At 71.6% G+C, this 12,893-nt stretch carries 12 protein-coding genes and 1 pseudogene; 9 read left to right on the forward strand and 4 right to left on the reverse strand.

Annotated elements, in window-relative coordinates; all coding sequences use genetic code 11:
* The first annotated feature begins 80 nt into the window (after positions 1–80).
* Together ACFYP5_RS33955 and ACFYP5_RS33960 are read left to right on the forward strand one after the other, a co-directional pair.
* A complete protein-coding gene (locus ACFYP5_RS33955; protein WP_389042970.1) occupies positions 81–965 on the forward strand; it encodes a hypothetical protein in 885 nt (294 codons plus the stop codon).
* A gap of 415 nt (positions 966–1,380) precedes the next feature.
* Positions 1,381–3,015, forward strand: coding sequence for a TauD/TfdA family dioxygenase (locus ACFYP5_RS33960; protein WP_389042971.1), 1,635 nt, complete (start codon positions 1,381–1,383; stop codon positions 3,013–3,015).
* A gap of 33 nt (positions 3,016–3,048) precedes the next feature.
* Here the strand turns inward: ACFYP5_RS33960 and ACFYP5_RS33965 are convergent, their stop codons facing one another.
* The gene (locus ACFYP5_RS33965; RefSeq protein WP_389042973.1) at positions 3,049–3,900 is read right to left on the reverse strand and encodes a GntR family transcriptional regulator; all 852 of its coding nucleotides are present in this window, start codon (positions 3,898–3,900) and stop codon (positions 3,049–3,051) included.
* Positions 3,901–4,057: 157 nt separating this feature from the next.
* A complete protein-coding gene (locus ACFYP5_RS33970) occupies positions 4,058–4,468 on the reverse strand; it encodes a phospholipase domain-containing protein (RefSeq protein WP_389042975.1) in 411 nt (136 codons plus the stop codon).
* 129 nt (positions 4,469–4,597) lie between these two features.
* Here ACFYP5_RS33970 and ACFYP5_RS33975 point away from each other — a divergent pair.
* Both ACFYP5_RS33975 and ACFYP5_RS33980 read left to right on the forward strand, forming a co-directional pair.
* Positions 4,598–4,783, forward strand: a pseudogene (locus ACFYP5_RS33975) (phosphodiester glycosidase family protein); the annotation flags it as partial.
* A gap of 226 nt (positions 4,784–5,009) precedes the next feature.
* Complete coding sequence (locus ACFYP5_RS33980) at positions 5,010–5,273, forward strand: type B 50S ribosomal protein L31 (RefSeq protein ID WP_030920486.1); 264 nt, start codon at positions 5,010–5,012, stop codon at positions 5,271–5,273.
* Between the two features lie 234 nt (positions 5,274–5,507).
* Here the strand turns inward: ACFYP5_RS33980 and ACFYP5_RS33985 are convergent, their stop codons facing one another.
* A complete protein-coding gene (locus tag ACFYP5_RS33985) occupies positions 5,508–5,726 on the reverse strand; it encodes a hypothetical protein (protein ID WP_389042977.1) in 219 nt (72 codons plus the stop codon).
* A gap of 121 nt (positions 5,727–5,847) precedes the next feature.
* Here ACFYP5_RS33985 and ACFYP5_RS33990 point away from each other — a divergent pair, with 121 nt between their 5' ends.
* Positions 5,848–6,780: a carbohydrate kinase gene (locus tag ACFYP5_RS33990; RefSeq protein WP_389042979.1), complete on the forward strand. Its 933-nt coding sequence runs from the start codon at positions 5,848–5,850 to the stop codon at positions 6,778–6,780.
* A 99-nt stretch (positions 6,781–6,879) separates the two neighbouring features.
* Here the strand turns inward: ACFYP5_RS33990 and ACFYP5_RS33995 are convergent, their stop codons facing one another.
* The gene (locus ACFYP5_RS33995; RefSeq protein WP_389042981.1) at positions 6,880–8,193 is read right to left on the reverse strand and encodes a hypothetical protein; all 1,314 of its coding nucleotides are present in this window, start codon (positions 8,191–8,193) and stop codon (positions 6,880–6,882) included.
* Between the two features lie 284 nt (positions 8,194–8,477).
* Here ACFYP5_RS33995 and ACFYP5_RS34000 point away from each other — a divergent pair, with 284 nt between their 5' ends.
* The 4 genes from ACFYP5_RS34000 to ACFYP5_RS34015 all read left to right on the forward strand — a co-directional run bounded on the left by ACFYP5_RS34000 (position 8,478) and on the right by ACFYP5_RS34015 (position 12,892).
* Positions 8,478–9,563 (forward strand): beta-ketoacyl-ACP synthase 3, encoded by a 1,086-nt coding sequence (locus tag ACFYP5_RS34000; protein WP_389043083.1) that lies wholly within the window; start codon positions 8,478–8,480, stop codon positions 9,561–9,563.
* Positions 9,550–10,779 carry a beta-ketoacyl-[acyl-carrier-protein] synthase family protein gene (locus ACFYP5_RS34005; protein WP_389042983.1) on the forward strand — a complete coding sequence of 410 codons (1,230 nt, stop codon included), beginning with the start codon at positions 9,550–9,552 and terminating at the stop codon, positions 10,777–10,779. Before ACFYP5_RS34000 ends, ACFYP5_RS34005 begins: the two co-directional genes overlap by 14 nt.
* 71 nt (positions 10,780–10,850) lie before the next feature.
* On the forward strand, positions 10,851–12,722 hold the full coding sequence (locus tag ACFYP5_RS34010; RefSeq protein WP_389042985.1) for an acyl-CoA dehydrogenase: 1,872 nt from the start codon (positions 10,851–10,853) through the stop codon (positions 12,720–12,722).
* Positions 12,719–12,892, forward strand: a complete 174-nt coding sequence (locus ACFYP5_RS34015; protein WP_389042986.1) for a hypothetical protein — start codon at positions 12,719–12,721, stop codon at positions 12,890–12,892. Before ACFYP5_RS34010 ends, ACFYP5_RS34015 begins: the two co-directional genes overlap by 4 nt.
* The last annotated feature ends 1 nt before the right edge of the window (position 12,893 follow it).

Here is a 12,893-nt window from a genome sequence, read left to right on the forward strand (position 1 = left end):
CGCCGGAACCACGGCACCGCCCCGCACGTCCGACCGGCAACCAGCACGGGCTGAGGCCCGGTCGGACAGGGGTGGGGCATATGAACAGAGGCCGGGTGGGCGGATCGGTCGCGGTGGTCCTGGTGACCGCGCTGTCGGCGGTGGCGTGCGGTGGGGGTGTGCCCGACGACCTCGTGACCGAGGGGAACCGGCCGGCCGCGCCCTACAGCGGCCCGCTCCACCTGCCCCACCCGAACGTCGAAGGCGACACCCCGCAGGCGAGGAGGACGGAATCGGGGGCCGCCGGCCGCGCTCTGGAGTGCGACGGGGAGATCTACTCCGGCGGCGGCAGCGAACCCTGGAGCAAGGGCGACGGCGGGGCGACGCCCGAGGAGGGGCTGAAACTGCACTTCGAGATCGAGCAGCCCGATCTGCCCCGGTACGGCTACCGCGTGGAACGCAAGGAAGCGGACCGGGTCCTGTACTCGTTCGACGTGGACCGCAGGACGAAGATCGCCATCATCGTCGCCAAGGACCGCAAGGGGCGCCCGGGCTGGGGTCCGGAGACCACCGCCACGTGCGACCCGGCGGAGCTGCCGACGAGCTATACGGACAAGCAGCCGTACCGGGTCTGGACCGACGAGGACGGTCGCCGGGTGCCCGTGTCCGAGGTGAGCAGCTCGGCCGGCTCGGCGCACTGCGACTGGCAGAAGGCGGACTTCCTCGAATGGGGAGCGGGTTCGGGAGGGAAGGGCTCGGCCGATCGGAAGGTGTACGCGCGAGATCCGGCGGCCGTCCTCCCCTCGGGCATGCTCACATCGGCGTACGACGGCGACGTGACGATGCCCGCCGGTGCCCGGTCCACGGGCTACCACCTGGACGACTGGGAACTGTGGCTGACGGACGACATGTCCAGGGTCTATGTCCGCACCTCGGACGGGGTGGAGGCGTGGCCCGCCATGAAGCAGCACATGGGATGCCGATGACCAGTCCGGCGTACCGAGCCCTCATGACGGGGCCGAGGTCCGTCGTCGAGCGCCGGATCGGCGCAGTACGGCGCCGGGCCCCTGCCCGGCGGATCACGTGACCATCTCGGGGCGGGGGCGTCGTGTCCGCCACGGGGAGGGGAGATCCGACGAACGACGAGTGGGCTCGGCTGCTGGCGCATCTGCCGAAGTTCGCTCAGCGGTGCGGTTGTGGGGCCGGCCACCGCAAGGTGATCAACGGGGTTCTGCGCCGGGAGCGGACCGGGGCGCGGCGCTCGTCGGCGCGCCGAGGTAGCGCCCGGGTCCGCTTTCCGACGGGGGTTGGCTCGGCAGACACCTTGCGATCATGTTCCGGTCGTATCCGCCTGTGACGGTCGAAAAAGTTGGCTATACAACTTTGACCCGAGGAGTGACCGTGCCGACCCGGCCCACCTTCCCGATCGACGACTTTCCGGTGATGTGGCTTCGCGACAACTGCCCGTGCGCAGACTGCCGCGATCCGCGCTCAGGACAGAAGCTGTTCCAGATCAGCGCGCTGCCCGCCGCGCTCCGGCTCGACACGGTGACCGACATGGACGAGGCAGAGGGGCCTGCCGTCGAGGTGATATGGGCCCCCGACGGACACCGCTCGACCTACCCGCTGACCTGGCTGGAGGCCAACCGGCCCGGTGGGCCGGCGACCGGCGACCGGCGCACCGACGACCGGAAGGAACTGTGGAAGGCCGGCGACCTCACCGGACGGCTGCCGCAAGCGGGCTGGGACGAGTATCTGGGCGAGCCAGGTGTGCGGGCCCGCATGCTGGATTACGTATTGCGGCTGGGTTTCATGCTGCTGAGCGGGGTACCGGAACGCGAGGGACAGGTGCTCGACGTGGCGGAGACCTTCGGCTACGTCCGCGAGACCAACTACGGGAAGCTCTTCGACGTACGCGTCGAGCCCGACCCGAACAACCTCGCCTTCACATCGGCCTGCATCACGCCGCACACAGACAACCCGTACCGCGATCCCGTCCCGACGATCCAGTTGCTCCACTGTCTGGTCAACGACGCCGACGGCGGCGACTCGGGTCTCGTCGACGGCTTCGCCGCGGCCGCGCTGCTGCGGGAGGAGGATCCGGAGGCCTTCGACGTCCTCACCCGTACGCCCGTGCCGTTCGTCTTCCGCGACGCGGGAACCGAACTGCGAGCCGACCGTCCGCTCATCGGCACCGACCCCCTCGGCCGGGTGCGCGAGGTGCGGTTCAACAACCGTTCGATCGGCACGCTCCGGCTGCCCGCCGCCGAGGTGGAAGCGTTCTACGCGGCCTACCGCACGTTCGCGGAACTGCTGCTCCGCCCCGAACTGCAACTGGACCTGCGGCTGTCGCCGGGCGACTGCCTGGTGTTCGACAACACCCGGCTGCTGCACGCCCGTACCGCCTTCGCCCAGGACGGAGCACGCCACCTCCAGGGCTGCTACGCCGATCTGGACGGTCTGGCGAGCACCTTGGCGGTGCTGCGGCGCGCGGACACCCTGGAGCCGCTGGCCCGGTTGTTCGCCGGACCGGGGTCGGCGGAGTATCTGGGCGAGTCGGTCTCCATGGCCGAGCACATGCTCCAGGCCGGTGCGAGGGCGGAGGCCGACGGCGCCCCGCCGCACCTGGTGGCCGGGGCACTGCTGCACGACGTCGGGCACTTCGCGGGCGCCGTGACCGGCCACGAACTGATGTCCGGCACCGACAACCGGCACAGCCACTCGGGAGCCGACCTGCTGGCCCGCTGGTTCGGGCCCGCAGTCACCGAGCCGGTGCGCCTGCACGTGGCCGCCAAACGCTACCTGTGCGCTGTGGAACCCGGGTACCACAACCGGTTGTCGGAGGCGTCGCAGCACACGCTGCGCGTCCAGGGCGGCGTGATGTCCCCGGCACAGGTGGCGCAGTTCGCCGCCCTGCCGGACGCGGCCGACGCGGTCGCCATCCGCCGCTGGGACGATGAGGCGAAGGATCCGGACGCATCCACCCCCCCGTTCGAGCACTTCCTTCCGTTGCTCACCGCACTGCTGCGGGGTTAGGCCACAAGTCCCGGCCGCCGGTGCCGCGACGCGTCACGCAGCCGACGGCCCGTCGGTGCCGACCGGTACCGTGCGGGGGCTGTGCCGCCGACCCAAGGTCGAGGTGGCCACGGAGTTGTGCACCGTGAAGGCGATGGTGCCGGGCAGGTAGCGGTCCTCGGACCACTCCACCGGCACTCCGGCCGGGTCGGTGGTGCGGCGCCTCTCGCGCAGCAGCACCTGCCCGACCGGGCAGTCCAGGAGTCGGGCGTCGTCCGCGTCGGCCCACGTGAGGTCGATGGTGTGGTCGGCGTCGGTGAAATGCACCCCTTGCTCGACGAGGGCTTCGGTGTGCGAGACGGTGTCAGGCCGCAGTTCGGCCACCAGGGCGCCAACCCTGGCCGGGTAGACCGACCGTTCGACCATGACCGGCTCTCCCGACAAGGTCCGCAGGCGCAGCACCAGATATACCTCCGCCCCTGCCTCCAGGCCCAGTTGCTCTGCATCGAGGGGCTCGGCCGGCCGTCGCACCACGCGATCGACCCGGCCGCCCGGCGTCTCGCCGGTGGAGCGGGCCCAGTTGGTGAAGCTGAGCAGCTCCGAGAAACTCTGTGCCCGCGGGCCACCGAGCACAGTACGCCGCGTTCCGCGCCGCGAGGTGACCAGGCCGTCCGTGCGCAGCACGGCCAGCGCGTGCCGGACCGTGCCCCGGGAGACGTTGTAGCGCTCGGCGAGCGTTCCCTCCGGCGGTAGCTTCGCACCGGCGGCGTACTCGCCCGCGATGATCGCCTCGCGTAGTTCGGCGGCAACCTTGCGGTAGCGAAGATCTCTGTCTGGGGTGCCGTGCTCCTCCTGCACCGTGTCTCCTGGGCCGCTGCTGTGCCGTGAGGCCTTCTGGCCGAACATCACCAGACCCTACCGGCCGCGCCACCTGGCCGAGCGGCCAGGTGGCGCGGCCGCTTCCCGATCCACCGCGCCCCCGGGCCAGGGGCGTGTCGCGAAGAGTGTGGGCCGGGGACGGGACCGGGTCGGCACTGCGGTCGTCACCTGGTCCCGCCCCGCCTCACACGGTGTGGACGGTTCCCGCGTAACGCTGGGCGAAGCGGGTGCCGGTGCCTGCGGTGACGGTGACGTCGTACCGCCCGTCGTCAGTGGGCCACGTCATCCGGGAGTGGCCACCCGCATGGACCCAGACGGTCTGCTCCTTGCCGGCGAAGTCGTTCGGAGTGATCGTGAAGGCCACCTCGGTGCCGCCGTCGTTGCGCAGGTCCAGTTCGATCGAGGCATCCTTCGACCGCCCGGCGTGCCGCAATGACGCCCGGACCGACGGAACTGCCACGTCGTCCTGTCCCTCGCGGAGGACGGTGCCCGAGAGACGGCGGACAAAGCCGTCGGCACCGCGCACGGACAAGTCGTAGCGGCCGTCGGTCGCCGTGGCGTCCCCGGGGCAGCCGGGAACTGGCTCACAGATCACGCGCGCGTCGGCAAGCGGCTGTCGCTGCGTGAGCTCGTCCGGGACTCCTCGGGGCGGCAGGTCAGGCTCGGTTCCGATGACAGCATCGTCAGTGCGGCTCCCACCCTCGTCGAGGACGGCCGCATCCACATCGATGCCGCCACCGAAGGCACGCTCGACCCGCAGGACCTGTCGTTCGGCTTCGCCTGGTCCAACGTTCGCCAGCCCCGTACCCTGGCCGGCATCGACGGGCGGGGACGGCTGCTGCTGGTCACGGTGGACGGGCGGCAGCCGGGAGTGAGCGAGGGCTTCACGCTGGGCGAGGCCGCGCGCTTCATGCGGTCGCTGGGCGCGGTGCAGGCTCTCAACCTCGACGGAGGCGGGTCCTCCGCGATGGATGGTGGTGAAGGGCTCCCCCGGGCTCCGGTCAAGCCGCTTCCATGCCTACGGCCCCGCAACGGGGTGATGCCTCGCGCCCCCGTACGGACCGCCTGCGATCGCGCCCACCGGCTTCGTTCGCGAGGCTGGGCTGAGCCGAGTCCGTACGTCCCCAGGAGCAGGCATGCAGCAGGACAAGCACCCTTCCTACCGTCCCGTCGTCTTCCGCGACCGCTCTGCGGGCTACGCCTTCCTCACCCGGTCCACCGCGTCCAGCGACCAGACCATCGACTGGGACGACGGCAACACCTACCCCGTCATCGATGTGGAGATTTCCGCCGAGAGCCACCCCTTCTTCACCGGCAAGGCCCGAGTCGTCGACACCGAGGGGCAGGTCGCGAAGTTCGAGCGGCGGTACGGGGAGGAAGGGAACAAGGACGCCTCCTGACGCATCACCGCGCCGCAGCCCCGCATGTTCTCCGGACTCCGCCGACCTTCGCGTCGCCGTGCGCGGCCGGTCGTACGAACTTGAGGCAGAGATCGCCCTGCCGGGCACAGGAGCCGCGACCGAACTCGGCTTCCGGATCCGCACCGGGGGGGCGAACGGTGGTCGGTTACGACGCCGGCGCCGGGTGCACACCGCTGTCCCCCGACACGGTGGACGGTGAACGGCGCCTGCGGATCAGCCTGTCATCGCTCCCGCCCCGACACGAACCGCTGCGAGGGCTGCGGCTTCGCCACCGACGGCAGCCGCGAGAGCCTGGCCGTGTTCGTGTGCCAGGAAGAGACCTGCTGGTCCGGCAACGCCGACACCAACGGTGCGCTCGACAGCGAGATCGTCACCGAGTGCCGAACGCCCCAGGACATCGCGGGTGTCAGTGCAGTCTTCGCCGACGGGCATGCGGTGAAGCGTCGAGCACTTACCGAGTCGCACCCTGACCTGGATGGATCCTGCCAAGCCTGCGGGGCGGAGGATGTCGACAGGACACCGTCGTTTGCGCACTCTAGGAGATCCCACCCCCATGCTCGACAGACTCGACCTGCTGGTCATCGGCGAATGCGTCGCCGACATCGTCCGGCTGCCGGGTGCGGCCGATCAGGTCCACCCGGGCGGCAGTCCGGCCAATGTCGCGTACGGTCTGGCCCGGCTCGGGGGTAGCGCCACGCTGCTCACCCAGCTCGGCCGGGACGACAACGGGCGGCTGATCAGGGATCATCTGGCCACCGCCGGGGTCGAGGTCCGCACGGACGGCGCGACGACGCCCACCCCGTCCGCCGCCGTGACCCTGGACGGCGCCGGCCGGGCCACGTACACCTTCGCGATCACCTGGACGCTGGCCCCGGTCTCCCTGGACCGGCCGCCGCACCACGTGCACACGGGTTCCATCGCGGCGGTCATGAGCCCCGGCAACGCGACCGTCCTGGGCGCGGTCGAGTCACTGCGGGCGGGCGCGACGGTCAGCTACGACCCCAATGTGCGGCCCGAGTTGATGGGGGACCACGACGCAGCCGTGCGCGAGGTCGAGCGCTGTGTCGCACTCAGCGATGTGGTCAAGGCCAGTGACGAGGATCTGGAGTGGCTGTACCCGGGCCACGAGCCGGAGCAGGTCGCCGAGCGGTGGCGCACCACCGGCCCGGCCCTTGTCCTCGTCACCCGAGGGGGTGACGGCGCGCTGGCCGTGTTCGCGGGCGGGCACGTGACGGTTGACGCCCTTCCCACCGACGTCGTCGACACGGTGGGTGCGGGCGACGCCTTCATGTCGGGCACGCTGCACGCTCTCGCCTCGCGAGGGCTGCTCGGCGCGGGCGGCCGGGAGCGGCTGCGTTCCCTGGACCGGGACACCGTGACCGATGTCCTGCGCCAGGCGGCGGCCTCGGCCGCCGTGACCGTCGCACGGGCGGGCGCCAACCCGCCGGACGAGGCGGAGTTGGAGGAGGCGCTCAGCCGCTTCTGAACAGGGTCCGGGCATGACGGTGCCACCGCCCCCTCGCGGGAACGGTGGCACCGTCATGCCCTGCGGCGTGCCAGTGGGAAGGCCCGCCTCACCCGGTCATCACCCGTGCGCCTGCCCGTGCGGTGCCGGGAGCAGATGCGGTGTGCTGTCGTCGTCGAGGAACTCCACGACCGCGAGGGCGAAGAGGGCCGCGATCGCGATCCATACGGTCACCATCGCCGTAGGCCTGTCCCACACGATCAGCACGACGGCGGCCACGACGACGACCGTCCAGTTCAGCGGGTCCTTCGCCCGGTGCACCCATGCGCCGACCGGACCACCGGTGATCCCGGCCGCGTCGCGCACGGCGCCGATGCCGCCGTGCCACATGGCCTTGACCCGGGTGGCGGCGCGACCTTCGCCGGAGAGCCAGGCGGCGAGTGCCACCACCACGCCCAGTGTGATCACCATCCGGATCCCGGCGCGGAGGTAGCCGACCAGGGCATCGAAGATCGAACCGGCCGCCGGCTGCGACACCGCCGCCGGAAGGCTGTCCAGATAGAACGCCCGGAACACCCACAACGCCAACCCGAGCACCGCGGCGCCGACCGCGACCGCGAGGGCCGCCGTGATCAGCGCGCGGCGTCGGCGCACCGCGAGCAGCACCCCACCGGCGGCGAGCACGAGGGCCAGCAACGGCAGCCAGAATCCGACGATCTGCAGCAGCCGGAACCCCTTCTTGGCCTTGCCGATCGCATCGGACGTCAGCACGGTGAAGTCGGTATGGATCTCGGGGATCTTCGCGGCGATCGTCAGCCCGTGGTCGACGAGGAGCTGCTTCACCCGGTCGATCACCGGGGCGAGATCGATGACGACGGTGTCGCCGGTGAGCTTCACGGCCCCGCCCCCCCTGCCGGTCAGCGCCTTGACGGCCGCCGCGTGGGCGTCCCGGTTGAGGGCGACCCACACCTTCTCGAAGGCGCCGGACGCCACGAACCTGTCCACCGTCCCGTGCACGAAGTTCGAGACCCCGGTGGTGATCGGGCCGCTCAGCCGCCCCAGCGCCTTGTCGACGACCGGCCGGTCCGCGGGCGCCACCTGTTCGAGGAGGGCGTGGACGTCCAGATGCGTCATCACGGCATCGGTGACGCGCTTCGACACCGCGGCCTGCACATCGGGATCGGAGGCCAGGGGCTTCACCATCGCCACATAACGGTCGGTGTCACCGATGTCGTTCTTGGCCCAGGCGGCGACGATGCCGAGTGGGGTGAGGACCGCCGCGACGAGGATCAGGAGCACGGCGAAGAATGAACGGATCCGGGGCCGCGACCGCGCCGGAGTTCGCGCCTCCAGCCGCGCCATCCGTGCGCGCAGCGCATCCAGCTCGGCGCGGGAGGCCGAGTGATCCGAGTGGCCGGGGTCCGGTGTTGCCATGACCCAAGGGGATGCCCTGCGCGTCCGCGCAGCGCGGCGAGTTGCTGCGAAAGGGTGAGCCAGGGGGCTCGCGGGGGTACGCGGTTCACGCCCCTGAGCGTCGCGCGCCCCTGTTCGGCCCAGTAGGCGCATCCTCGACGGGGCGACTGCCGTTCGACAGCCGGCAGGCGTGATCGAGCACGGAATCGGAGCAGCGAGTGGCGAGGGGACACGTACTTCACGGCGGCGTGCAGCCGGATACGGAGCGGGACACGGAACGGCTCACCGGTTTGTCCGCCCGGCCCTTGACCGTGCCCGGCCAGGGGCCAGGCCCGGCTCCGGTGCGGACCGCGGTCCTGGAAGCCGTCGCGGGGTGGGTGCCGGGAGAGCCGGTGGGCAATGACGCGTTGCCCGCCGCTTGGGGCGTGGACGACGCCTGGGTACGCGCCCGCACCGGCATCGTCAGCCGCCACCGGGCCGGGGTGGGACTGGCCACCGGGGATGTCGCCTTCGAAGCCGCCCGGCGACTGGTCGGCGACGGCGGTTCGACCGCCGTCGGGCCGGTGGACGCACTCGTGCTCGCGACCGCCACCCCGGACCATCCCTGCCCCGGCACGGCCCCCGCCCTCGCTGCCCGGCTCGGTCTGGGAACGGTCCCCGCATTCGACATCGGCGCCGCGTGCAGCGGCTTCGTCTACGGGCTCGCCGTCTGCCGGGGACTCGTGGCCTCCGGCCTCCACGACCGGGTGCTGCTGGTGGGCGCGGATGTGTACTCGGCCTGGCTGGACCCGGCCGACCGGTCGGCCGGTGTGGTGTTCGGCGACGGGGCCGGGGCGGCACTCGTGGGGGCCGGGCGGGCGGGGACCCCCGGTGAACTGCTCGCCTTCGACCTGGGCAGCGACGGCACCGGGTACGACCTGATCACCGTGCCCGGGGGCGGTGCGCGGTCCCGCTCGACGCCGGAGCAGGCCGCCGAGGGCGACGAGTTCTTCCGGATGCAAGGACCTGCCGTGTACCAGCACGCCGTCGAGCGGATGACGGGATCCTGCCGGGCGCTGCTGGCCAAGGTGGGGTGGGACGCCGCCGACGTCGACCACTTCGTCCCGCACCAGGCCAACGCGAGGATTCTGCGGGCGGTGTCCGCCCGCCTCGGCATCGACGCACCGCGCTGTGTCACGCACCTGGAACGGGTGGGGAACACAGGCGCCGCATCGATTCCGCTGGCGCTCGCCGACGCCGCTTCCGAGGGCCGGTTCCGAGCCGGCGACCAGATGCTGATCACCGCCTTCGGAGGCGGTCTGACCTGGGGGTCCGCCGCTCTTCGCTGGCCGGGATCCCGAATGAACGACGCACGGTGCGCGACGGAGGGAACAGAATATGACGCAGGCTGACATGGGGGTCGCGGTGACGGGAGTGGGGCTGGTGACCCCCGCCGGCGCCGATGAGCACACCTTCTGGGAGGGGCTGTGCGCGGGGCGCTCCATGGCGCGGCGCTGCGACGAACTGGCAGGACTGCCGGTCGACTTCGCCTGCCCGGTCGACGGGATCGACCTGGACCTGGTGGTGGGAGGCCGATCGGTATGGCGGATGGGACGGTTCGTGAAACTGGCACTGATCGCCGCCCGGCAGGCCGTGGCGGACGCCGGACTCTCCCCGGAGACCTGGGACGGATCCAGGGTCGGCGTGGTGGTCGGCGTCGGCGTCGGCGGCGTGTCCCTGCTCGTCGACAACGTTCGCAAACTCGACGACGCCGGACCGGAGGCGGTCTCCCCGCTGCTGGTGCCGATGATGATCCCGAACGCCGCGGCCGGCGAGGTCGCGATCGAGCTCCGCGCTCAGGGCCCCAGCCTCGCGCCCGCCACCGCCTGCGCCTCCGGGTCCACCGCCATCGCTGTCGCCCGTGACCTGCTGACCAGCGGCCGGTGCGACACCGTGGTGGCCGGTGGGGCGGAGTCCGTGCTGACGCCGCTGGTGGTGGCGGCCTTCGCGAAGATGGGGGCGCTCTCCACCCGGACGAGTGATCCGGCGGGCGCGTCGCGGCCGTTCGCCGCGGACCGGGACGGATTCGTCCTCGGCGAGGGCGCCGCCATGCTCGTACTGGAACGGACCGCCCACGCCCGTGCCCGCGGCGGCCGGCTGCGCGCGCTGCTGACCGGCGCGGGGGCCAGTACGGACGCCCGCCACCCCACAGCGCCCGCACCCGACGGCTGCGGTGCGCAACAGGCGGTGGAGGCGGCACTGTACGAGGCGGGCTGGACCCCCCGCGATGTCGACCACATCAATGCGCACGGCACGTCCACCCCGCTGAACGACGCGATGGAGACCGAGCTGGTCTCCCGGCTCTTCCCGCACCGTCCTTCCCTCACCGCCGCGAAGGGGGTGATCGGGCACACTCTCGCCGCTGCCGGTGCGATCGAAGCGGTGGCGACCGTACTGACGCTGGAACACGGAGTCGTTCCGCCGATCGCCAACCTGGACGCCCTGCCGGACGGGTGGGACCTCGACTGCGTGACCAAGGAGCCGCGCCGGCAGGACGTCCGGCGGGCCGTCAGTCACTCCTTCGGCTTCGGCGGACACAACGTCGCGCTGGCCTTCGAGCGTGCCTGACCGCTTGTCCCGCCTGTGCAACGGACGGCGAGGAAGTGTGTCCTCGCCGTTCATTGATCGTTCTAGAATTCATGACCGCAACGATCGACAGCATCGCCACCGAGTCCACCGCGGACCTTCTCAAAGGTGTGCTCTTCGGGGGTAACTTCCGCCAGGAGCACGGCTCCTGGCGTCGGCTGATCTCCACAGCGCCGTTCCGCCGTCCCGCCGACCGCACACCCGACGAGCGCCTCTCCCTCGCGTACGAACGGCTGAAGATCCTCAACAGCACTCTCGACAGCGCCGCCGGAACGGCCACCGACCCGCGCGCCCTCGCAGCCCTGCACGAGTGGATCGGCCCGGTGGACCCGGCACTCACCACCGTCGCCGGCATCCACTACAACCTCTTCCTCGGCAGCCTCCTCGACCATGACGGTGACACCCGTCGCGATCTGTCGGACTTCCTCCGACTACGGCGCATCGGCACCTTCCTCTGTACGGAGGTGGCACACGGCAATGATGCGGCGGCCGTCGAAACGACCGCGACGTACGACCGCGCACGCGACGGATTCGTCCTGCACACCCCGCACTCCGGGGCACAGAAGTTCATGCCCAACGCCAGCCCGGCCGGCGGCCCCAAGACCGGACTGGTCGTGGCACGCCTGCTGGCCGACGGCGCGGACCACGGGGTCTTCCTCTTTCTGGTGCCTCTCACCGACGAGGTGCGGCCGATGCCCGGGGTGCGGGTCCGCAGGCTCCCGGCACGCCTGGGCAGCCCGGTCGACCACTGTCTGACCTCTTTCGACCAGGTCTTCGTGGAACGCGAGGCGCTGCTCGGCGGCGAACACGGACGGGTCGGCGACAACAGGGAGTTCAGCAGCGCCATGGGTAGCCGCAGGCGTCGCTTCCTCACCGCGATCGGGCGCGTCACGGTCGGCAAGATCTCCATGAGCGCCTGCGCGGTCGGCGCCGCGCGCGCGACGCTGGCCGTCGCGGTCCGCTACGGCGGCCACCGGTACATCTCCGGTCCGCGCGCCACGCAGCCGGTGCCCGTGATCGCCCACCGAAGCCACCACGGGCCGCTGGCCGAGGCCATGGCCACGGTCTTCGCGATGAGCCTGCTGCACCGCAGAGCCCTCGACCGGTGGGAGGCACAGGCCGGCACGGATCCGGGCACGGCGACGGGGCGGGCGGAGGCGGAGCGGCTGGTCGCCGTGGCGAAGGGGTGGATCACCTGGCGGGCTCGCGCGGTCATCGTCGAATGCCGTGAACGGTGCGGAGCGCAGGCGTTGTTGGAGAACAACGGCATGGCCGACCTCGTAGCCGGTGCGGAGGGCGTGATCACCGCCGAGGGAGACAACCTTGCCATCCACGCCAAGGCCGCCGCCGAAATGCTGTTCGCCGCTCCGCAGACTCCGCAGGACAGCACTCCTGACGCCGCGCCGGGAGATCTCGGCGACCCCCGGTTCCTCGGGCGGCTGCACGCGCATGTGGAGGATCTCTGGTTCGCCCGGGCCAGGGCGCGGATGAGCGGCGCCCGGAACGACGGTCCGCTGGACCGGTGGAACGCGGCGTCCGGGCCGGCGCTGCGCGGGGTCGAGGCACACGCCCACCGGCAGGCGGCCGAGGCGTACGCGGACGCGGTCGCCGGACTGCCCGAAGGGCCCGCGCGCGATCGACTCGCGGAACTGCAGCGGCTGTTCGCCCTGCGGTGGGTGGATCGCAACAGCGGCGATCTGCTCGCCGCCGGTCGGCTGACCATCGACCAGGTCCACGCTTTGCCGGACGCCATCGAGGGGCTCATCGCGGATGTCGCCGCCCATCTGTCCACCCTGATCGAGTCCTTCGCGCTGCCGGAGGAGGTGCTTGCGGACTGGCCCATCGCGGGCGCCGACTACGCCGACGCGTACGACGACCCGGAGGCGGCTTGGCAGACCGCCGCCGGGACCGAGGGGGAGCGGTGACGGCCCCGCAGGAGCGGGCCGCCGGGCGGACGCGCCGGGTACGGGAGGCCGCGGCGGCCCTCGGTGTCCGGGCGGTGCTGCTGGCGTACTGGGGCACCACATCCGTTCTCGCCCGGCGCCGCGCGAACGCGCGTACGGGCGCATGCGAATCGGTTCGCCGCAAGGCGTAAC

The sequence above is a fragment of the Streptomyces sp. NPDC005262 genome (assembly GCF_042872425.1).
Lineage (GTDB): Bacteria > Actinomycetota > Actinomycetes > Streptomycetales > Streptomycetaceae > Streptomyces.

Coding starts and splice junctions, on each gene's coding strand:
- ACFYP5_RS34005 (WP_389042983.1), top strand. CDS start 9,550: ATGACGCAGGCTGACATGGGGGTCGCGGTGACGGGAGTGGGGCTGGTG.
- ACFYP5_RS34010 (WP_389042985.1), top strand. CDS start 10,851: ATGACCGCAACGATCGACAGCATCGCCACCGAGTCCACCGCGGACCTT.
- ACFYP5_RS33990 (WP_389042979.1), top strand. CDS start 5,848: ATGCTCGACAGACTCGACCTGCTGGTCATCGGCGAATGCGTCGCCGAC.
- ACFYP5_RS33955 (WP_389042970.1), top strand. CDS start 81: ATGAACAGAGGCCGGGTGGGCGGATCGGTCGCGGTGGTCCTGGTGACC.
- ACFYP5_RS33980 (WP_030920486.1), top strand. CDS start 5,010: ATGCAGCAGGACAAGCACCCTTCCTACCGTCCCGTCGTCTTCCGCGAC.
- ACFYP5_RS33965 (WP_389042973.1), bottom strand. CDS start 3,900: ATGTTCGGCCAGAAGGCCTCACGGCACAGCAGCGGCCCAGGAGACACG.
- ACFYP5_RS33985 (WP_389042977.1), bottom strand. CDS start 5,726: ATGCCCGTCGGCGAAGACTGCACTGACACCCGCGATGTCCTGGGGCGT.
- ACFYP5_RS33995 (WP_389042981.1), bottom strand. CDS start 8,193: ATGGCAACACCGGACCCCGGCCACTCGGATCACTCGGCCTCCCGCGCC.